General features: G+C 42.6%; 22 protein-coding genes, 1 pseudogene and 2 riboswitches. Of the genes and pseudogenes, 18 read left to right on the forward strand and 5 right to left on the reverse strand.

The window, feature by feature from the left end; genetic code table 11:
- Nucleotides 1-260: 260 nt before the first annotated feature.
- From LC048_RS02075 to LC048_RS02100, 6 genes and pseudogenes are all read left to right on the forward strand, one after another.
- Nucleotides 261-740 (forward strand): DsrE/DsrF/DrsH-like family protein, encoded by a 480-nt coding sequence (locus tag LC048_RS02075; RefSeq protein WP_226601857.1) that lies wholly within the window; start codon nt 261-263, stop codon nt 738-740.
- Between the two features lie 26 nt (nt 741-766).
- Entirely contained in the window at nt 767-1,345 is a 579-nt protein-coding gene (locus LC048_RS02080; RefSeq protein ID WP_226601858.1) for a sulfurtransferase TusA family protein, read from the forward strand.
- A 43-nt stretch (nt 1,346-1,388) separates the two neighbouring features.
- Nucleotides 1,389-2,511, forward strand: a pseudogene (locus LC048_RS02085) (MBL fold metallo-hydrolase).
- Nucleotides 2,512-2,559: 48 nt separating this feature from the next.
- On the forward strand, nt 2,560-2,787 hold the full coding sequence (locus LC048_RS02090; protein WP_226601860.1) for a sulfurtransferase TusA family protein: 228 nt from the start codon (nt 2,560-2,562) through the stop codon (nt 2,785-2,787).
- A gap of 96 nt (nt 2,788-2,883) precedes the next feature.
- Entirely contained in the window at nt 2,884-3,660 is a 777-nt protein-coding gene (locus LC048_RS02095; protein WP_226601861.1) for a sulfite exporter TauE/SafE family protein, read from the forward strand.
- 122 nt (nt 3,661-3,782) lie between these two features.
- Nucleotides 3,783-4,034 carry a hypothetical protein gene (locus LC048_RS02100; RefSeq protein WP_226601862.1) on the forward strand — a complete coding sequence of 84 codons (252 nt, stop codon included), beginning with the start codon at nt 3,783-3,785 and terminating at the stop codon, nt 4,032-4,034.
- Between the two features lie 34 nt (nt 4,035-4,068).
- Here the strand turns inward: LC048_RS02100 and LC048_RS02105 are convergent, their stop codons facing one another.
- Entirely contained in the window at nt 4,069-4,359 is a 291-nt protein-coding gene (locus LC048_RS02105) for a diacylglycerol/lipid kinase family protein (protein WP_306049313.1), read from the reverse strand.
- Entirely contained in the window at nt 4,325-4,966 is a 642-nt protein-coding gene (locus LC048_RS02110; RefSeq protein WP_306049315.1) for a diacylglycerol/lipid kinase family protein, read from the reverse strand. Before LC048_RS02110 ends, LC048_RS02105 begins: the two co-directional genes overlap by 35 nt.
- A 304-nt stretch (nt 4,967-5,270) precedes the next feature.
- A riboswitch (cyclic di-AMP (ydaO/yuaA leader) is annotated at nt 5,271-5,412 on the forward strand.
- A 182-nt stretch (nt 5,413-5,594) separates the two neighbouring features.
- Here LC048_RS02110 and LC048_RS02115 point away from each other — a divergent pair.
- The 12 genes from LC048_RS02115 to LC048_RS02170 all read left to right on the forward strand — a co-directional run bounded on the left by LC048_RS02115 (nt 5,595) and on the right by LC048_RS02170 (nt 17,443).
- Nucleotides 5,595-6,935: a TrkH family potassium uptake protein gene (locus LC048_RS02115; RefSeq protein WP_226601864.1), complete on the forward strand. Its 1,341-nt coding sequence runs from the start codon at nt 5,595-5,597 to the stop codon at nt 6,933-6,935.
- Between the two features lie 13 nt (nt 6,936-6,948).
- Nucleotides 6,949-7,605: a potassium channel family protein gene (locus tag LC048_RS02120; RefSeq protein WP_226601865.1), complete on the forward strand. Its 657-nt coding sequence runs from the start codon at nt 6,949-6,951 to the stop codon at nt 7,603-7,605.
- Between the two features lie 157 nt (nt 7,606-7,762).
- Entirely contained in the window at nt 7,763-8,743 is a 981-nt protein-coding gene (locus LC048_RS02125) for a BMP family lipoprotein (protein WP_226601866.1), read from the forward strand.
- A 24-nt stretch (nt 8,744-8,767) separates the two neighbouring features.
- Nucleotides 8,768-10,423, forward strand: coding sequence for a methyl-accepting chemotaxis protein (locus LC048_RS02130; RefSeq protein ID WP_306049318.1), 1,656 nt, complete (start codon nt 8,768-8,770; stop codon nt 10,421-10,423).
- A 450-nt stretch (nt 10,424-10,873) separates the two neighbouring features.
- Nucleotides 10,874-11,449 carry a chromate transporter gene (locus tag LC048_RS02135; RefSeq protein WP_226601868.1) on the forward strand — a complete coding sequence of 192 codons (576 nt, stop codon included), beginning with the start codon at nt 10,874-10,876 and terminating at the stop codon, nt 11,447-11,449.
- Entirely contained in the window at nt 11,446-11,976 is a 531-nt protein-coding gene (locus LC048_RS02140; protein WP_306049320.1) for a chromate transporter, read from the forward strand. Before LC048_RS02135 ends, LC048_RS02140 begins: the two co-directional genes overlap by 4 nt.
- Before the next feature lie 142 nt (nt 11,977-12,118).
- Nucleotides 12,119-12,224: riboswitch (SAM riboswitch) on the forward strand.
- Between the two features lie 258 nt (nt 12,225-12,482).
- Complete coding sequence (locus LC048_RS02145) at nt 12,483-13,496, forward strand: methionine ABC transporter ATP-binding protein (RefSeq protein WP_226601870.1); 1,014 nt, start codon at nt 12,483-12,485, stop codon at nt 13,494-13,496.
- Nucleotides 13,486-14,151, forward strand: a complete 666-nt coding sequence (locus LC048_RS02150) for a methionine ABC transporter permease (protein ID WP_226601871.1) — start codon at nt 13,486-13,488, stop codon at nt 14,149-14,151. Before LC048_RS02145 ends, LC048_RS02150 begins: the two co-directional genes overlap by 11 nt.
- Nucleotides 14,152-14,172: 21 nt before the next feature.
- The gene (locus LC048_RS02155) at nt 14,173-14,988 is read left to right on the forward strand and encodes a MetQ/NlpA family ABC transporter substrate-binding protein (RefSeq protein WP_226601872.1); all 816 of its coding nucleotides are present in this window, start codon (nt 14,173-14,175) and stop codon (nt 14,986-14,988) included.
- 350 nt (nt 14,989-15,338) lie between these two features.
- Complete coding sequence (locus tag LC048_RS02160; RefSeq protein ID WP_226601873.1) at nt 15,339-16,598, forward strand: DUF445 domain-containing protein; 1,260 nt, start codon at nt 15,339-15,341, stop codon at nt 16,596-16,598.
- 94 nt (nt 16,599-16,692) lie between these two features.
- A complete protein-coding gene (locus LC048_RS02165) occupies nt 16,693-17,070 on the forward strand; it encodes a hypothetical protein (protein ID WP_226601874.1) in 378 nt (125 codons plus the stop codon).
- A 13-nt stretch (nt 17,071-17,083) separates the two neighbouring features.
- Nucleotides 17,084-17,443: a cupin domain-containing protein gene (locus LC048_RS02170; protein ID WP_226601875.1), complete on the forward strand. Its 360-nt coding sequence runs from the start codon at nt 17,084-17,086 to the stop codon at nt 17,441-17,443.
- A gap of 390 nt (nt 17,444-17,833) precedes the next feature.
- Here LC048_RS02170 and LC048_RS02175 read toward each other — a convergent pair whose 3' ends face one another.
- The 3 genes from LC048_RS02175 to LC048_RS02185 all read right to left on the reverse strand — a co-directional run bounded on the left by LC048_RS02175 (nt 17,834) and on the right by LC048_RS02185 (nt 19,565).
- Entirely contained in the window at nt 17,834-18,028 is a 195-nt protein-coding gene (locus tag LC048_RS02175; RefSeq protein ID WP_226601876.1) for a hypothetical protein, read from the reverse strand.
- A gap of 145 nt (nt 18,029-18,173) precedes the next feature.
- On the reverse strand, nt 18,174-18,998 hold the full coding sequence (locus tag LC048_RS02180) for an STAS domain-containing protein (protein WP_226601877.1): 825 nt from the start codon (nt 18,996-18,998) through the stop codon (nt 18,174-18,176).
- A 63-nt stretch (nt 18,999-19,061) separates the two neighbouring features.
- Nucleotides 19,062-19,565, reverse strand: a complete 504-nt coding sequence (locus LC048_RS02185; RefSeq protein WP_226601878.1) for a DoxX family protein — start codon at nt 19,563-19,565, stop codon at nt 19,062-19,064.
- Between the last annotated feature and the right edge of the window lie 196 nt (nt 19,566-19,761).

Consider the following 19,761-nt stretch of genomic DNA (forward strand, 5'->3'; position numbering starts at 1 on the left):
ACGTCTTTTACATTTACCTAGATTGATCTAACACAAATTCAGTTCAACAATTCAACAGCGACTCATAGGATGTTATTATCTGCGTACTAATGACGATAAGAAAGTCATAAAAAATTCATAATTAAGGTTGACAAAAGTATTAATCTTTTATAATATATACCCTGTGAGGTATTTAACAACGTAATCACGTTACAAAAGATATTATATTTTTTTGCAGTCATAAATACCCGTTGCGGTAATTAAAGAGGGGATGAGAGATAATGGGAGAACAGAAAAAAACCACGATTATTTTATTCAGTGGAGATTATGACAAAGTCATGGCTGCTTATATCATTGCTAATGGTGCTGCTGCCTATGATCATGAAGTGACAATCTTTCACACATTTTGGGGATTGAACGCTCTTAGGAAAGATGAGCCAATCCAGGCTGACAAAGGCTTCATTGAGAAGATGTTTGCCAAGATGATGCCAAGAGGCGCGAACAAATTGGGATTATCAAAAATGAACTATGCAGGTTTCGGTCCTAAAATGATCAAGGACGTTATGAAGAAGCATAATGCCATGCCGCTTCCAGACTTGATTGACATGGCAAAAGAACAGGATGTTAAGCTTGTTGCCTGTCAAATGACAGTAGACTTATTCGGTCTTACGCAAGAAGAGATCATGGAAGGCGTAGAGTTTGCTGGTGTAGCTGCTTACCTGGCTGATGCTGAGAACGGAAACGTCAACCTGTTCATCTAATAGATACTAAAATTGGAGGTCTACAAATGGAATCTGTAAAAACAAATTTCACAGTCGACGCAAAAGGGCTTGCGTGCCCAATGCCGATTGTCCGAACCAAAAAAGCAATTAACAATTTAAATCCAGGCGAGGTTTTAGAAGTGCTTGCAACGGATAAAGGTTCTAGGGCGGATATCCAGGCTTGGTCTAAAAGCTCAGGCAATCAGTACCTTGGAACGATTGAAGAAGGCGCCGTTCTTAAGCACTATATCCGCAAAGGCGGTGCAAGTGAAGAACAGGAAGAAACAAAATATCCAAACATTGTTTCAAACGACGATGTTGTAAAAAAGCTTGAAGCAAATGAGGATGTTGTTGTCCTTGATGTAAGAGAGCCAGCTGAATATGCGTTTGGACATATCCCAAATGCTGTATCTATTCCATTTGGGGAACTTGAAAATCGACTTGAAGAACTTGATAAATCAAAAACAATCCTTGTTGTTTGCCGCACAGGCAACAGGAGTGACATGGCATCCCAGACACTTACTAGTAAAGGCTTCGAGAAAGTCTGGAATGTAGTACCAGGCATGACTGATTGGAATGGCCCAACTGAAAATAAGGTTCAGTAATTATTTTTTGGGAAAAATTATACCCTGGGAGGTAAAGTGATTTATGAAAGCAATGACGTCTAAAGAAGTAACTACAAAAGTATTCAATAAAGAATCATTCTTCATCTTAGATGTACGTAACGAGAGCGACTTCAGCGACTGGAAAATCGAAGGCGAAAACTTCGAATACCTGAATGTTCCTTACTTCGATCTTCTTGACGGAGTGGAAGAAATCCTAGATCAAGTACCAACTGATAAAGAAGTTCTTGTTGTCTGTGCAAAAGAAGGTTCATCAGTAATGGTTGCTGAAATGCTTGAAGAAGCAGGCCGTGAAGTATCTTACCTTCAAGGCGGAATGAAAGCATGGAGCGAACACCTTGAGCCAGTCAAGGTTGGCGATCTTAAAGATGGAGGAGCCATGTACCAGTTCGTCCGTATCGGTAAAGGCTGCCTATCTTACGCAGTTGTTTCAAACGGTGAAGCTGCTTTGATCGATGCTACAAGAATGACTGATGTGTATCTTGATTTCGCTAAAGAACATGGCGTTCAAATCAAGCACGTATTTGATACTCACCTGCACGCAGACCACATTTCCGGCGGCAGAAAAATCGCAGAAGCAACAGGTGCCACTTATTGGCTGCCACCGAAAGACGCTGATGAGGTTACATTCAGCTATCAGCCACTAGAAGATGGCAACCTTGTAAAAATCGGTGAAACAAACATCGACATCAATGCACTTTACACTCCAGGCCATACAATCGGTTCTACATCCTTTGTGGTAGATGAAAAATATCTTCTTTCTGGGGATATACTATTCATTGACTCAATTGGACGCCCTGACCTGGCTGGTAAAGCAGAAGACTGGGTAGCAGACCTGAGAAACTCTCTTTATACTCGTTACAAGCAGCTTTCTGATGAGCTCGTCGTTCTTCCTGCACACTTCATGATCATCGACGAGTTAAACGAAGATGGCAGCGTATCTGAAAAATTAGGTACACTATTCGCGAAAAACCACGGATTGAACATTGAAGACGAAGCTGAGTTCAGAAAACTGGTCACTGAGAATCTGCCACCGCAGCCGAATGCATACCAGGAGATTCGTGAAACAAACATGGGTAAAATCAACCCGGACGATGAAAAGCAAAGAGAAATGGGAAATCGGGCCAAACCGCTGTGCGGTAAGATAATTCAATTAGGAAAACATTACTTTTTTAACAACCAAGGAGGATTTTAACATGAATGTAGCAAAAGTATTAGACGCAAAAGGACTGGCTTGTCCAATGCCAATCGTCAAAACGAAGAAGGCAATCACTGACCTTCAATCTGGAGAAGTATTAGAAATCCATACAACTGACAAAGGCGCTGTAAAAGATTTGGCGGCTTGGGCACAATCCACTGGCAATGAACTTCTGAATCACGAAGAAGAAAACGGTGTGTTCAAGTTCTGGATGAAGAAAGCGTAATTGAAAAAGGGGGAGTTTGTCTCCCTTTTCTTTTGGTTTTTAATAGATTTTTATTATTCCTTAACCAACAAAGTTTTTTTATAAGGAGGAAGCCTAATGGATTTGACTTTTCTTATCGTCATATTTTTAATTGGTTTTATCGGGTCTTATATTTCCGGGATGGTTGGAATCGGCGGTTCAATCATTAAGTATCCAATGCTATTATATATACCGCCATTGTTCGGCATCGCGGCATTCAGTGCCCATGAGGTTTCAGGTATCAGTGCGGTCCAGGTATTCTTCGCCACTATCGGCGGTGTCTGGGCATACCGTAAGGGCGGGTACTTAAACAAGACATTGATCATTTATATGGGTTCAGCAATCCTTGTTGGTTCATTGATCGGAAGCTACGGATCCCGCTTCATGTCTGAAGGCGGCATCAACCTTGTTTACGGTATCCTTGCCTTGATTGCAGCTGTTATGATGTTTATTCCGAAAAAGGGCGTAGATGATATTCCGCTAGACCAGGTAACTTTCAATAAATGGCTTGCAGCATTCTTCGCATTTATTGTTGGGATTGGAGCAGGTATCGTAGGTGCAGCTGGTGCATTCCTGCTCGTACCAATCATGCTAGTTGTGTTGAAAATCCCTACTCGAATGACAATAGCAACATCACTTGCCATTACATTCATTTCTTCAATTGGATCCACAGTAGGTAAACTTGCCACGGGACAGGTAGAATTCTGGCCAGCATTGATCATGGTTGTAGCGAGTCTAATCGCATCACCACTCGGTGCCAATGCAGGTAAGAAAGTAAATACGAAGATCCTTCAGTACATTCTTGCAGTATTGATTTTGGGTACTGCGATTAAGATTTGGATGGATATCCTGTAGGATATATTTAAACAAGACTTCGCTCCTGCGAAGTCTTGTTTTTTTAGATAAAAGGTAGGAAGTCTATAGCTGTCAAGAAAACATCGTTATTGTGACAGGTTTCAATTGAAGAGCCTAATCATGTGGCATACAATGAAGCAACAGGCTATGTTCCTGTGCTCGTATTGCTGGCTAAATATCCTGACGGTGATGAGCCGGTTGGTGACATGCCAGGACAAGTGCCTGCCGAGTACCACACAGGTTCTTACTACTTCTGGAAGGGCTATGGTGCAACACCGGCTGATTCTGGTATTCACGTAACGGACATCAAGGAAAACGAAGATGGCTCAATCACAGCTAAGTTCTTCTATAACTTTAATTCTAGTATGAAGTAAATACGAAAAAACTGAGCAAGGATTACATTCCCGCTCAGTTTTTTTCATTTTTAAAAGGAACAAAAACATCAACATGTCCAGGTAGGACTTTGGCATTGAAAGGCAATGGATCGCCTTCTTCACCGTCGATGTTCACCACATGCTGTTTGTCAGAAGTTACCTTAAGGAAGGAGGTCCGGATATATTCAACTTCTTCACTTTCCTCCAATTCACCCTTCAGAAGCGATGGGATGAGTGACGCGATTTTCGGGACGGACATCTTCTTGATTATAAAAGCATGGAACTTTCCATCATTCACGCTTGCTTCGGGGGGCCAGATCTTCAAACCCGCCGACAGAATTCGTGAGGGAGGCGATCAACAGGAACGTATGCCCTTCCCATCTACCGTTTTCGTGTTCGACACATAAATCGATTGCCTCTCCATGTAAGAAAGATTTTGCCCCTTCCATAAAGTAAGCAAGCGAACCAAGTCTGGTTTTTAGTTCAGGGCTTACATTGTAAGAAGCTTCTGCAAGGGCCCCTAATGCTATAACATTGGCGAAATAATTCTCATTGATTTTACCTATATCCACAGGCTTGAGGTTTTGCTCAGCCAGAATTGAAATGGCTTTATAGGGATCAAGCGGAATACTGAGTGCCCTGGCAAAATCATTGACCGTTCCGAGTGGGATGATGCCGAGAGCAGGCCGGTGGGCTTGTTCGGCAAGTCCATTAATGGCCTCGTTGATTGTCCCGTCTCCCCCCATTGCAATGACCGCATCGTATAAACCAATGCAGGCCTCAGTAGCAAATGCAGAAGCGTCGCCTTCTTTCTCGGTTCTCCGTATATCGATAACATCGTACCTATCCTGTAAGGTTTCCTCTATTTTTTCAGCGTAGTCAGTCGCTTTTTCTTTTCCTGACGATGGATTTAATATAATCATGGCTTTCATCCCGCTAACCTCCCAAAAAAAATGTTTGCAAAACATTTAAAACTAACAATATCAACCCTATTATTTACCTTTAAATGAATGGCTATAAACCGCGAGCGCTGGAGTGAAAGTCATCCTTATGCCCAAAATGAAAAACAAAGAAAAACAGCGATTCAGTAAGAGAAACGAAGATTTGTCATCAATATTGGATTAAATTGAATAAAATGAGTCATTTTTGGCTTCCTTTTCGTGTTTACAATGGAATGCCGCAGGAGTATGATTACAACAGTTTCAGATTTCTGAACGAAAATTTAATGAGTTTCATATTTCTAAATCGCTGAATCCGATTGGAGCGGGGGAACCAACTTTGTGGAGGCAATCCACTTGGGGTGAGGCCTAATATTAGGCGGGGCTATTCTGAGCCCTAATCCGACAGCTAACTCCGTAAGCGTTGCAGAAGAGGAAGATGAAGCTTGTGCGACGAGAATTTTGATAAGTCCACAAGGCTGCAATCTTTTAGCCTCTGGGGGCTTTTTTGTTTTGCTGTATTTTAGATATGTCGCCTATTTTAAAATTCCAGTATGAACAAAATCCCTGAATAGAAATATTAGACGCATAATTCCTCATACTAAGGAAAGAAGGAAGGATCATGCGCAGGAAAATATTTTTTAGGCTGGACCCACCGAAAGTTCTTGTCTTTGGGTTTGGAGCAATTATTTTCTTAGGGACACTGTTGCTGTCATTGCCATCTTCAACAGTAAATGGGAAAGGACTTCCGTTTTTGGATGCATTGTTTACTGCAACCTCCGCAACATGTGTAACAGGGCTTGTCGTAGTTGACACCGGTGATACCTTCACAAGATTCGGGGAAATGGTCATCCTTTCGATGATTCAGATTGGCGGATTGGGTTTCATGAGTTTCGCCACTTTATTTGCATTTATTTTAGGAAAAAGAATTTCATTTAAAGAAAGGCTGATCATCCAGGAATCATTGAATAACGCGACTGTAGAAGGGATTGTCAGGCTTGTCAAACGAATCTTTCTTTTTACAGCGGTGATCGAGATTGCTGGTGGAATCATTCTTTCACTGAGGTTTTCACAGGAAATGGCTGCAGGAGAAGCGATTTATTTTGGTTTTTTTCATGCCATTTCTAATTTTAATAATGCTGGATTTGATTTGATGGGTGGATTCAACGGGCTCACTGCCTATGCTGAAGACCCGATTATCAATCTCACCATGATTGCTCTTATTAGTTTAGGAGGGATTGGGTTCATCGTCATGAATGAGCTGTTTGAATATCGAAGCACGAAAAGAATTTCCCTGCATACAAAAATCGTCTTATTTGTATCGGGAGTTCTGGTATTCGGAGGAGCTCTCCTGATTTTCATTCTTGAATTTAACAACCCATCCACCTTGAAGCCGTTAACAATGACTGGTAATATATTTGGTGCAATTTATCAGGCTGTCACCCCAAGGACAGCGGGATCCAATACATTGAATATTCCGGACCTGAAGCAATCGACCTTGTTTTTCATTATTTTCCTGATGTTTGTTGGGGCGTCTCCAGGATCGACAGGCGGCGGGATTAAAACAACGACATTTGCCGTCTTGATCGGTGCAGTCAAGTCACAAATTCGCGGCAGGGAGGATGTCACTTTTTTTGGCAGAAGAATGGAGCATAGCATCATTTCCAAATCATTGACGGTTACAATGATTGCGCTTTTTTTAGTGATTTTAATTACAATGATGCTGACCATCACTGAACCAGGAAAAGATTTTTTGATGATATTCTTTGAGACAGTCTCAGCCTTTTCAACAGTAGGACTTTCAATGGGCTTGACGCCAGAACTGTCATCATACGGAAAAATATTAATAACGATTACCATGTTCGCGGGCAGAGTTGGTCCGCTAACACTGGCATTTGCAGTAGCGAAAAGAAGAAAAGAGGATCATTATCGATATCCGGCTGGGAAAGTGATGATTGGGTAGGAGGATGTTTTTTATGGCAAAGCAATACGCAGTAATCGGCATGGGCCGTTTCGGATCAAGTGTAGCGACGACTTTATACAATGAAGGAGTCGAAGTGTTGGGGATTGATAAAAGTGAACAACATATTGAGGACTACAAAGAACATGTCACTCATGCAGTAATCGGTGACTCAACGGATGAGCAAACATTGAAGGCAGTAGGGATAAGGAACTTTGATACTGTCATTGTAGCGATTGGGGATGACATTCAGGCTAGTATCCTCACGGTACTTATTTTAAAAGAGATGGGAGTTGCCAATGTCGTTGCCAAGGCTCTTAACAAACACCATGCGCAAGTATTGTTCAAGGTAGGAGCCGACAAGGTCATTTTCCCGGAAAGGGATATGGGGGAGAGAGTCGCCCATCAGCTGATGGCATCACCAAATGTTTTGAACTTTATCGAGCTCTCCGATGATTACAGTATTGAGGAAATAAAGCTTCCTATGAGCATGGCTGGAAAAAATTTGATTGAAATCAATCTGCGTGCTAAATACAATATCACAGTAATTGGCGTTAAAACTGCCAACAAGGTCGACATCTCTCCAGATCCTGAGAAAACGCTGAGAGCAGAGGATATCTTGATTGTACTTGGCGAAAATGGCGACTTGAACAGGTTTACGAAAATTAAATAATGAAAAATCGAAGCAGGCTGTTTTGCACAGTCTGCTTTTTCTATCCTTGAGTAGTGAGAAAATTAACAAAAGATAGACTTTCTGTATACCCGTAAACAATAAATGGCTATGGTCGATGAAATACATATAAATGATGAAAAGGGAGCATGACATCTAGATGAAACCAATTATGAATATGCTTGTAATCTTATTATTACTGATTGGCACCCTTGCTGGGTGTGCAAACTCGGAACGGAAAGTGAAAGAAAGGGTCAATATCGGCATAATGTTGTCTGACGTCGGACTTGGAGACCAATCTTTCAGTGATTCGGCTTTTGCCGGACTGGTAAAAGCGAGAGACGAGCTTGATATTCTATTTGATTATAGAGAACTTCAGTCTGTAGGTACTTATGAAAAAGGGTTCACTGAGCTAGTAGAAGAAGGAAATGATATTGTCATCGGGTTGGGCTTCATGGTTCTTGAGGATCTGGAGAAAGTAGCTGAAAAATATCCTGAACAGCAATTTATCCTGGTTGATTCTGTATCACAATTGGATAACATCACCTCCATTACTTTTAAAGAAGAACAAGGCAGTTTCCTCGCGGGTGCCTTGGCTGGAATGGCGTCAAAATCAAATGTCGTTGGATTTGTAGGCGGAGCGGATGTTCCGCTGATCCGCAAGTTTAAAGCTGGATTTGAACAGGGAGTAAAGGCTGTGAATCCGGAAGCAGTGGTCAAAATTGCATACGCAAATGATTTTGGCAACGCAGAGCTTGGAGGAAAGATTGCTTCAGGAATGATTGAGGAAGGTGCGGATGTTCTATATGCTGCGGCAGGTTTTACGGGTGTCGGTGTATTGAAGGAAGCACAATCCAAGAAAAAGTTTGCTATTGGTGTGGATAGTGACCAGTACTTTTTTGCCGAAAAAGCCATCATTACCTCGATGCTGAAAAATGTCGATGTCGCGCTTTATGAAACAGTCAAGGAGTTTCAGACGGAAAGTAAGCTTAAAGCAAAGCAAATCGAATTAGGCATAAATGAAAAAGGTGTCGGGCTTGCGCCTATCAGGGTGATCAAGCTGACGCCAGAACAGGAAAAAAGCTTAAAAGACCTGGAAGCTAAACTATCAAGAAATGAGCTTTCAATACAGCTAGATTAACAAGGTGCAACTGGGGGAGCCGACATGACAATAAAAAAGAAATTACTACTTAACTTATTACTTGCGATTGGGTTATCGATTGTGATGATCTCATTCATTATCTACAGGATGCTGATGGTCCAGGCATCCAACCAGGATTACGTACAGGTCCTGCTGACAGTGCAGAATCTTCAGTCCGAAACATCTGCTGCGAAGCAATCCCTGAGCAATTTTTCGTTCAACCCTACCGAAGGGAACAGGCAGGATGCTTTGACAAAAATGGAGAATACTTCCCAAATTTTCACGAACGCCAAAGGTTTGATTCAACAGGATGATAGCAAAAATGTTTTAAACAAGGCTTTTGAAAAGTTCACTGCCTTGGAAAGTGAAGCTAAAAAAGCACTTGATGAGAATAATAGTGCGGAAGTGAAGCGCCAGTCCCTGCGCATTGAAGGAATCCTGAATGATCTTCACCTGTTGAATATACAGGTCAATGATTATTACGATTTGATGCAAGAGGACCTGGATAATCAGATCCAATTCATTATATTGTCGGCAATCATAGGCAGCATTCTGCTTGTGTTAGTTGCCGGAGGAATCGGAATCAGGCTGACTAGTTCGATCACCAAGCCATTGAAGCAGATTGCTATAAATGCACAGGAAATCGCCAAAGGAAACTTGATGATTAAAAAAATTTCTTATAAACATAATGATGAACTGGGAACTTTGAATGAGTCGTTTGATCTGATGGCTGCACAATTGACAACCTTGCTGCAAAAGGTGAATATGGCGAGCAAGGAAGTAGAGCATTTTGCAGAAGGAATTGAGCAGGAAAATATCGCATTGACCGAAATCTCCAATCAAGTCGCTGTCTCAACGGATGAGCTGTCTGCAGGGGCACAAACCGTTTCAGAAGATTTGCAGCAATCAGTCGAACTGATAGAAGATATGGATAAAGAAATTATGCTTAACCTGGACCATACCCAGGAATCGTCTTCTTACAGCTTGGAAGCTGTGCAAGCAATTGGCGAAGGAAGAAGGGCTATCGAAGGACAAAAAGCCTTGATTTCGGAAAACAAGGACGCCTCCCATTCGATCCAGTCGGCAACAGACCAATTTGTAGGCTATGCAGCAAAAATTGAAGATATGACCGCCTCCGTTTCGGCAATCGCTGCTCAAACGAATTTGCTCGCTTTAAACGCTGCGATCGAAGCAGCAAGGGCAGGTGAGGCAGGAAAAGGTTTCGCGGTAGTCGCCGCAGAGGTCAGAAAGCTGGCGGAAGAATCCAACACTGCCACAACACAAATCTTCGACATGGTCAACCAGTTGAAAAGCGGTCTCGCTGAGATTGGGGAGGCAGTGAAAAGAGGCGTTACCATCGCAGACTGGCAGATGGAGTCAATGAATGTAACGATGAGTGCATTTGGAAATATCGAGTCAAAGGTAACCGGCATTTCTGAAAAAATCACCCAGCTTGTCGAAGGTATGGAGGCATCTAAAGAACTGGGTGCCAGGGTCCTTCATAATGTCGAATCCATCAGTGCGGTCGTCGAAGAAACAGCAGCAGGAAGCGAAGAAATCTCTGCTTCCACCACTGAACAATTATCGGCGTTTGACAACCTATCGAAAAAGGTTACTGACTTGAGAAAGCTGACAAATGAGTTGAATGATTCTGTTTCTGTTTTTAAGTTTAATAGATAATTTAGAGAGTATCATAGCCTTAGGGCTATGGTACTTTTTTTATCCGACGTGCTGGTTACTCAATCAGAGGAAGTGTTTTTACCTGCAAAAATGCGACTTGGTCGAATTAATTGGGTATGTGGTCGAATTATTTGAAAAAGTGGTCGAATTAATTCAAAATGTGGTCGGAATATGTGTAAATGTGGTCGAATTAATTACAAATGTGGTCAAAATAACTTAAAATGTGGTCGGGAAAATTAAAAATTCGCCAATAAGTCAAGGGACGAGGAGAATTTTCACTGATCTGAACCTTTTAAAGGGGAAGATGTAAATTAGTGTGGCAATCGACCTGCAAATTAATATGAATTTGACATGCAGTATCGAATATAGGAGTCTATAATAAAATTAAAGCAATAAGATTTATAGAAAGAGACCGCTTTAGGCACCAATAACCAAAGAGAAGGTGAAGTTTTGAAACAACGAGATTTATTCTTAGCGTTTTTTCGCGTGGGAATCCTTGGCTATGGAGGCGGCCCGTCTTCGATTCCGCTTGTACATAAGGAAGTGGTAGAAAAATATAAATGGATGGACTCTGATGAGTTCGGTGATGTCCTTGCTTTGGGAAATGCACTGCCAGGCCCGATTGCTACGAAAATGGCTGGCTATATAGGCTATCGAGTAGGGGGATATCTTGGCATGATCAATGCTCTGGCAGCAACGATGATCCCGGCGATTATCCTGATGATCCTCCTCTTGACCGGCCTGAACTCATACAAAGATGAGCCATGGGTGAAAGGTATGGCGGAGGCTGTTGTTCCAGTTGTTGCAGTCATGCTTGCTGTCCTTACATGGGATTTTATCAAGAAGTCAGGTAAATCAAAGCTTGGATGGGTCTGGACAGCTGTGGCGCTAATAGGCAGTCTGGTTCTTCTTCAATTCTTCAATCTGCATCCCGCTATTTTGATTTTTGTCTTGCTGCTCGGTGCCTTGCTGAAAAAAGACCCTGCTCCAGTTGAAAACAAACAAACAGGAGGGGAGCAGCAATGATTTACTTTCATATATTTTTGGACTTTTTCATTCCCGGGATTTTAGGATATGGAGGTGGACCTGCCTCCATACCGTTAATTGAAAATGAAGTTGTTGACCGCTATGAATGGATGTCTGTCAACGAATTCAGTGAAGTGCTGGCAATGGGCAACGCCCTGCCAGGCCCGATTGCAACTAAGATGGCTGGGTATATTGGATATGCAGAAGGCGGAATCCTCGGTGCTATCGTTGGGGTATTTGCCACGGTCGCACCATCCTTAATCCTAATGATCAGCCTGCTCGGACTTTTAATGAAGTTCAAAGATTCCCCGCGTGTCAAAAGGCTGACAATCGTCGTCCGCCCTGTCATTGCCGTCCTTTTAGGAGTCATGACCTATGATTTCTTTTTCTCTTCCTATGAGGGGGTCGGTCTAATGCAGACCATTCTGATTGGCGGAATCAGCTTCATCCTGATGGAAAAATTGAAAGTCCACCCTGCATATGTCATCGCAGGTTCCCTTGTTTACGGCGCCCTTGTTTTATCGTGAACAAGGGTTTTTCTTTTTTTAAAAACATTTCCTTACTCCGACAATCATGTAAGCGGTGTCATTAAAAAACGCTGAAAAAACTATATTGACAAATATATCAGATAGTTTTAATATTTCAATTATCGAAATTAATTGAATAAGTTACTTATCAAGAGAGACTGAGGGATTAGGCCCTGTGACGTCCGGCAACCTCCTTTTTAGGAAAGGTGCCACTTCCTGCAGAATGAGTTCATTCTGAAAGATAAGTCGTATAGATGTTTACGATGCCTCTTTCTTTGAATGAAAGAGGCATTTTTATTTTTAGCTCTGTTTGTTGATTTCCGTTCCAGGCGCTTCGCTTCCCGAGGGCAGTGGGGGAGCCTCCTCGGCGCTATATGCGTCTGCGGGGTCTCCCTATGACTTGCTCATGCCGCAGGAGTCTATGCGCCTTCCACTACAATCAACACGGTGTAATAACAAGATTGGGCTTTAACAGAGCCTTATTTTTAAAAAACGGGGGTGCAAACATGATTGAAGTGAAAAGCCTGGTCAAGATATACGAAACGAAAAAAGGGTCAGTTACAGGTGTTGACCATGTTTCATTAAAAGTAGCAAAGGGCGAGATATATGGAATTGTCGGTTATAGCGGTGCCGGGAAAAGTTCTTTGATACGATGCCTGAACCTCCTTGAAAAGCCGACATCAGGAGAGATACATATTGACGGAGTAGAGCTTACTTCTTTGAATAAAAATGACCTTAGAAAGGCGCGCTTGAAAATTGGGATGATCTTTCAGCATTTCCATCTTGTCAGCGCAAAGACAGTTAGTGAAAATATTGCATTTGCGTTGAAAGCAGCCGGCCTTCCGAAAGCAAAAATACAGGATAGAGTGACAGAGCTCCTTGATATGGTTGGTCTTTCGGATAAAAAGGATGTCTATCCGGCACAATTGTCAGGCGGACAGAAACAGCGTGTCGGCATCGCCAGGGCGCTGGCGAACAATCCATCAGTGCTTTTGTGTGATGAAGCTACTTCCGCTCTTGATCCGAGCACGACGAAATCGATTCTATCTCTACTTAAAAAGATTAATAGTGAATTGGGGATCACCATTGTCCTCATCACCCATGAGATGGAAGTCGTCAAGACGATCTGTGACAGGATGGCGGTCATGCAGGATGGGAAAATCATTGAAGAAGGCAATGTTTATGATGTTTTCGCGAATCCCCAGCAGACGCTCACAAAGGACTTCGTCAACTCCATCCTTCAATTCGAATTGCCGGAAAGGTTGCTGGAGGAGCGTCAAGGAAAGCTGATCAAGATTTATTTCCAGGGTGAGATTGCTGAAGAGGGTGTCATTTCAGATGTTTTCCAAACCTTTAAGGTGCGCGGCAATATCCTCCATGGGAAAATCGAATATATTCAGGACATTCCACTGGGGATTTTCATCATGGAGGTCACGGGAGAACAAATGGAGATTGAGCGGGCGATTGCCTACATAGCGGCAAGGACGACAAATCTGGAGGTGATTGGTGATGCTGCTTGATAACCTTATTGAACTATTGCCTGAATTGAACAAAGCATTTTTTGAAACAATCTATATGGTTGGCATCTCCATCCTTGTCGCAATAATTGTCGGCTTGCCTACTGGGGTTCTGCTTTTTGTCACTGATAAAGGACTTTTTCTGGAAAATCAAGTTTTTAAAAATATTGCCAGCTTCATCGTCAATATGATTCGCTCGGTTCCATTCATCATCTTGTTGATCGCTCTCTTGCCACTCGCGAATTTGATTGCGGGTTCGACAATCGGGCCGACAGCCGCATCTGTATCTTTATCGGTCGCGGCAATCCCGTTCTTTGCGAGAATCGTAGAACAAAGCTTTCGGGAAATCGATAAGGGTGTCATCGAAGCTGCTGTTGCGACAGGCGCAACGCCGTGGATGATTATTAAAGATGTCCTTATACCAGAGGCTAAGCCTGGCATCGTTCAGGGTGTGACCATCACGATCATCAGCCTTGTTGCCTATTCGGCAATGGCCGGCATTGTCGGCGGTGGCGGAGTCGGTGACCTCGCGATCCGCTTCGGTTATTACAGATACGACAATACAATCATGATCACGACAGTCATCATCCTGATTTGCCTCGTCCAGCTGATCCAGTTTGGCGGAGACAGAATTGCAAGAGTAGTAGACAAAAGGTAAATAATAGGAGGTTCTTTTAAAATGAGAAAATTATTCTTTTCAGTAGTGTTATTTTTATCAATCGGACTGCTCGCTGCATGCGGCAGCGACTCATCATCCAGCGGAGATGCAAAAAAAGTGACATTCGGAGCGACATCCGGTCCATACAGCGATATGGTCTCAAAAGCCATCAAGCCACTTCTTGAGAAAAAAGGCTATGAAGTGAAAGTAGTCGAGTTCAGCGATTACATCCAGCCGAACCTGGCATTGTCAAAGGATGATCTTGACGCTAACCTGTTCCAGCACAAGGTTTATATGGAAAACTTCGCGAAAGAACATAAGCTTGAACTATCGGAAGTCATCGTCGTGCCAACAGCGCCAATGGGGATTTACTCTAAGAAGTTCAATTCACTGGATGAAGTTGCAGAGGGTTCTGCCATCGCGATTCCAAATGACCCGACAAATGCAGCACGCGCCTTCTTGATTCTTGAAGACGCTGGCTTGATTAAGCTTGACCCTAATGCTGACCCACTTACCGTTTCTGAAAAAGATGTAAAAGACAATGTCAAGAAACTGCAGTTCAAGCCAATTGAAGCAGCACAGCTTCCAAGAGCAGTAGATAGCGTCGACCTTTCAGCTGTACCTGGCAACTTTGCGCTTGCAGCAAAAATGGACCTGCTTGAGGCACTGCAGCTGGAAAATATGCCAGACCAATACCGCAACCGTGTCGTCATCAATACAAAAGACGAGGATGCCCTATTTGCAAAGGACATCAAAGAAGTCGTAGAATCTGCAGAATTTGAAGAAATCATCGATGAAGAATTCAAAGGCTTCGGAAAGCCAGAATGGATGAAGTAAAAGACCCATAATAATGAAGTCCCGGCGCCAAGCTCCCGGGACTTTTCCTTTTTTATAGCTTTCTCACCTATATATTGGGTAAAATATTGAAGAGACTCTTTTTGGTAGGCTCTATAGTTCTTTTATAGTAGAATCTGCACTAACTAGTCAAATGATGCTGCAGAGCAAAAAAGGTCCGACAGAATAAATCTATTAGCCAAAATGAGAAGCCAAAATGAGGCTGCGAAACAACAACGGTCACATAGGTAAACTCTATACAAGCGGGACGAGCAGTTGAAAGGACATTGCGAGCCTTTCACAGGTAATGGAATGTCATTTGAAATCAATCTAACAGTAACAGAGGGAGATTTATGGAAAATCGAGATAAGAGATCTAGACATTTGGCGGCTATTTCGCTGGCGATTATGGGGGCGGGGTTCCTCGCGACGATGCCGTTTCAGGAGTCATTGATTGGCAAACTGCTTATGGGAGGCTTTGAAGCCGGGCTTGTCGGGGGACTTGCGGACTGGTTTGCTGTAACAGCACTATTCAGGCATCCGATGGGCATCCCAATTCCTCACACCGCGCTTCTGCCGAAAAATCGTGATAAAGTAACGCGCGCGTTAATTAATATGCTTGAAAATGACTGGCTCACGAAAGAGAGCATCATGGATAAGTTCAAGCAGATTCATATTCTGGATAAAATTTTTGAAACGGTTGAGAAGGAACTGCATTCTGAGTCTGTTAAGCAGAGCATCCAGTCATTCAGCCTGGATGTCGTGAAAAAAATAGATGTAGAAAGATTTGCGCCAAATATTGAACAGGAAATCAAAGGCTTCCTTCTATCAGCAGATTCCTCTGAGCTCTTGCAGAAAGCCTCCAGCCACGTATTGGCGAAAGAATATGATGCGGCAGCATTTAATTATGTACTGAAGGAGACGGAGAAGTGGGCGTCGCAGGATGAAGCAAAAATAGTTCTTGGCAAACTTGGAAAACAAGCAATTGATACTACGGAAGCGGATGGTCTGTTGAAATTTGCCATTCAATCATTCAGCAATATGATCACCGAAGAAAAAGTCGGCAACATTTTGCAGTCCTTTATTTTAAAAAGAATGAAAAACCTGCAGGAGGAAGATAATCGCTACCGCCATATGATTCTTGAGAAAATCCGCAAAGAACTTGGCAGCATAAATGAGCGCGAAGCATTAATGTCCGAAATCCAGAATTGGAAAAACATGATGGTTGAGAATATGGATCTAACTGGACAAATCAGGGGTGTACTGGCAAAGTCAAAGGATCGTGTCATTGCTTTCATCGAAGCAGACAGCTTTGTTGACAATACCGTGACTCCAGTGGTGAAAAGGTTCATACAGGAGATCAAAGAAGATGAGGGTAAAGTGGCGGCGATCGAGAGCTGGCTCCACGCTAAAATAGCAGGCCTGATTGAAAGAAATCATTCGAAGATCGGCAAGCTTGTTCGTGAGAATCTAGACAAGCTTGATACGGAAACACTGATTGATATGATGGAAAACAACGTCGGTAAAGACCTGCAATGGATCAGGGTGAACGGTGCTGTCTGTGGATTCCTGATTGGTATCGGCTTGACGATTTTTAAGCTTATTGTTTTGTGAAAATTAATGAAAGGCCAATCCACTGCGGGATTGGTCTTTTTACTGTATCAGCCGATATGAAATAAATGGTAGTATGATTATGGGAGGGGGATTCATGGCAAGAAGGAAATTACTTTTATCATTAATTTTCATTCTGGTGAGTGTCGTCCTTTTTACATTATATTGGGCGTACCATCACAAGATACTTTCCGGGGATTTTGATAAACTGACCATCCACGGCATGAAAGGCGAGACAATCCAGGTTTTAAAAGACAGGAACGAGATTGCAAAAATCATATCAGACATTAATGAAAGCCCGCGTAATTTCAAATTTGACAACGGCTTAACATACGATTATTTACCCCATGGCATCATGACCTTTGAAAATAAAACAAAAAAAGTACAAATAGGGGTTATTTTAACAAATGGGAATACAGTCACGAAATATTGGGAGATAGACACAGAGTTTCCTTTCGGAAATACATCAGAATAGGGGAGTGGCAAAGATGGAGAAGGTAAATATCAGCGAAAAGTTCTCGCTTTTTAGTGACTATTGGAGTCCAAAAATTGCCGGGGAAATCAATGATATGCATGTTAAGTTCGCCAAGCTGAAGGGTGAGTTCATCTGGAATAAACATGATCATGAGGATGAAATGTTTCTCGTCATGAAAGGAAAGCTGCTGCTTAAGTTCAGGGATAATGATGTGCACCTGGAAGAAGGAGAATTCATGATTGTTCCAAAAGGAGTGGAGCATCTTCCCATTGCGGAGGAGGAAGCGCATGTCATCTTCTTTGAACCAAAATCAACCGTTAATACAGGTGAAGAAGTGAATGAAAGAACAGTTTCCGATCTTTCATCTATATAAATAGCTTAATAGGCTCGGTTTATGACCAAGCCTTTTTTCATAGATAAGAAAGGATAAATTTCACTTCGAGAAATGTCCAGCTCCAGCGCCTAGCCCCTCGAGTCGTTTCGGTCCTGCCAATGAAGTCAAAGAGCGACTTCACTGTCAGGCCCTCCAACGCTTGTCGGAGTTGGTCAGTCGCCTCCGCATTTCGAATTGTCTAGCTTTGGCTCCTAACTCCTCGAGACGTTTCGGTCCTGCCAATGAAGTCAAAGAGCGACTTCACTGTCAGGCCTTCCAACGCTTGTCGGAGTTGGGCAGTCGCCTCCGCATTTCGAATTGTCTAGCTTTGGCTCCTAACTCCTCGAGACGTTTCGGTCCTGCCAATGAAGTCAAAGAGCGACTTCACTGTCAGGCCCTCCAACGCTTGTCGGAGTTGGGCAGTCGCCTCCGCATTTCGAATTGTCTAGTGTCGCCTCCTAGAAACTCCGAAACTTCAACTCCGCCGGCAGAAGCAAAAAGCGCTTCTTTGTCGGAGTCTCCAGTTTCTCCGTTTCTGGACAGTCGGCTATACAATTCGATTTCGGTCCGCTCAGGTGAAGTCAAAGAACGACTTCACCGGTCGACCCTCCAGCGCTTGTCGGGGCTGAACGAGGCGTTTGCGCTTTTCTTAATAGGAAAGGAATTTATCAAGTTGTTAAGTTATGGATAACTAATTATGCAGTTTTCTTAATCCAATGATTTTTGTTCATTATTCTTCAATTTTCACTAGTTCAAATCCAGTTTCTTTCCACACGTAGCGAATTCCATGGACAAATGTATTAAAAGTTGGAACATTAACATGCAAACCATTCAACACGATGGATTTGGCCATTTCTGGACTGATTCCTACATAAATTGATTGCACACCCATGAGCTTCAAGGCATTGATGACCTGCTGCAGATGGAACGCTATGGATGCATCCAGTTCATCCGAAACACCGGTAAAGTCAAAAATGACAAACTGATTGCCTTGATGGGCGCTGTGTGAGAGGATTTTTTCCCCTAGCAATTCCAGTCGATCTTCAGTTAATTTTCCCATAATCGGAACGAGTACTGCTGAGTCCACCGAAAGCGGGATGACGGGCATATCAAGAATTTGAAGCTGTTTTCTGTTTTCCTCCAGTGTTTCTTCAAATTCGGTTACATCCTTCCACGTAAGGATAAATCCGCATTCCTTTCCTTCATTATTGGTTAGTATATCCACCATAATTTCAGCCGAAAATTTATTGAAAAAAGTGATGCTTGCAGAATGAGGGAACTCACCTTTGGCGAGGATTTTCTGTGGGCGGCTGCCATGGAACTCTCCTACGTCCCTCCCGATAAATTCTTCTGGATCATTAATTCCTACATAAGGGCCAATTTGCGCTAATAATTTCATTGCAGAATCATTAATAAAAACGATTTTGTAATCCTCATTTGCAATCAAAATATTCTCATTGATTTTATTTAAAATTTGTTGATTTTTTATTGCATCGAGATTGAACAAAGGGATCGCTCCAATTCTAGTAGGCGTACTATGTGAAATTATAGCCAAGTTCTCCAGTTGAGACAAGGGAGTACAAAAAGCCTCCTGCATAAGCTCAGGAGGCGTGACAAATCATTTAGTAGATGCTTTCTGTTTGAAGATTGTTTTTCGAATATATGGTATTACCCAGTGGTCCAACCCGTATTTGCCTGCGTTAAAACCGGCGAAGAGGATAATGAATCCGAAGAAAATATCTGTTGGATTGTGGGATACGGTACCGGCAAGGAAGAAGCTGAAGTTCATCAATAACCCGAAGAACATGGCAGCAGTTGTCAGGCAGCCGAGGATGAGTCCCACACCGACAAGGAATTCACCAACCGGTACTATGAAGTTGAAAAGCTCAATGTTCGGCAGCGCGAAGTTTTCCAGAAAAGAGACATACCAGCTATAAACCATGTTTCCATCAGGACCTTTTACCGGATTGGCGACGGCATTTTTCAAATATCCAGTTGCATCAAAGCCTTCCCCAGTCATTTTATGCCATCCAGCAACCATCCAGTTGTAGCCTAGCCATAATCTTATAACCGTCAGCAGGCCAGCAGCAATCTTGTTTCCCCTTAGCCATTCAGCAAACATATCAATCGCTCCCTTTCAAGAATGAATTATTATTTGATTACACTACAATATATTTACTTTCTTAATTTAAATGCGAACCGAATGTCCTTGTTCACAAATTAGCAAAAACATATTGTCAGGAATTTGAACACTTTGGGAAGGTGATGACGGTAAATTAGTTTAGAAGTGCTCATGTGGAGGATTAACGGAAAATAGC

It is taken from the genome of Mesobacillus subterraneus (assembly GCF_020524355.2).
Lineage (GTDB): Bacteria > Bacillota > Bacilli > Bacillales > Cytobacillaceae > Mesobacillus > Mesobacillus subterraneus_C.

Excerpts from the sequence above, each read along its gene's own strand:
- LC048_RS02170 (WP_226601875.1), top strand. The coding sequence starts at position 17,084 with ATGGAGAAGGTAAATATCAGCGAAAAGTTCTCGCTTTTTAGTGACTAT.
- LC048_RS02165 (WP_226601874.1), top strand. The coding sequence starts at position 16,693 with ATGGCAAGAAGGAAATTACTTTTATCATTAATTTTCATTCTGGTGAGT.
- LC048_RS02090 (WP_226601860.1), top strand. The coding sequence starts at position 2,560 with ATGAATGTAGCAAAAGTATTAGACGCAAAAGGACTGGCTTGTCCAATG.
- LC048_RS02160 (WP_226601873.1), top strand. The coding sequence starts at position 15,339 with ATGGAAAATCGAGATAAGAGATCTAGACATTTGGCGGCTATTTCGCTG.
- LC048_RS02155 (WP_226601872.1), top strand. The coding sequence starts at position 14,173 with ATGAGAAAATTATTCTTTTCAGTAGTGTTATTTTTATCAATCGGACTG.
- LC048_RS02185 (WP_226601878.1), bottom strand. The coding sequence starts at position 19,565 with ATGTTTGCTGAATGGCTAAGGGGAAACAAGATTGCTGCTGGCCTGCTG.
- LC048_RS02095 (WP_226601861.1), top strand. The coding sequence starts at position 2,884 with ATGGATTTGACTTTTCTTATCGTCATATTTTTAATTGGTTTTATCGGG.
- LC048_RS02150 (WP_226601871.1), top strand. The coding sequence starts at position 13,486 with ATGCTGCTTGATAACCTTATTGAACTATTGCCTGAATTGAACAAAGCA.
- LC048_RS02080 (WP_226601858.1), top strand. The coding sequence starts at position 767 with ATGGAATCTGTAAAAACAAATTTCACAGTCGACGCAAAAGGGCTTGCG.
- LC048_RS02120 (WP_226601865.1), top strand. The coding sequence starts at position 6,949 with ATGGCAAAGCAATACGCAGTAATCGGCATGGGCCGTTTCGGATCAAGT.
- LC048_RS02130 (WP_306049318.1), top strand. The coding sequence starts at position 8,768 with ATGACAATAAAAAAGAAATTACTACTTAACTTATTACTTGCGATTGGG.
- LC048_RS02145 (WP_226601870.1), top strand. The coding sequence starts at position 12,483 with ATGATTGAAGTGAAAAGCCTGGTCAAGATATACGAAACGAAAAAAGGG.
- LC048_RS02075 (WP_226601857.1), top strand. The coding sequence starts at position 261 with ATGGGAGAACAGAAAAAAACCACGATTATTTTATTCAGTGGAGATTAT.
- LC048_RS02115 (WP_226601864.1), top strand. The coding sequence starts at position 5,595 with ATGCGCAGGAAAATATTTTTTAGGCTGGACCCACCGAAAGTTCTTGTC.
- LC048_RS02110 (WP_306049315.1), bottom strand. The coding sequence starts at position 4,966 with ATGAAAGCCATGATTATATTAAATCCATCGTCAGGAAAAGAAAAAGCG.
- LC048_RS02140 (WP_306049320.1), top strand. The coding sequence starts at position 11,446 with ATGATTTACTTTCATATATTTTTGGACTTTTTCATTCCCGGGATTTTA.
- LC048_RS02125 (WP_226601866.1), top strand. The coding sequence starts at position 7,763 with ATGAAACCAATTATGAATATGCTTGTAATCTTATTATTACTGATTGGC.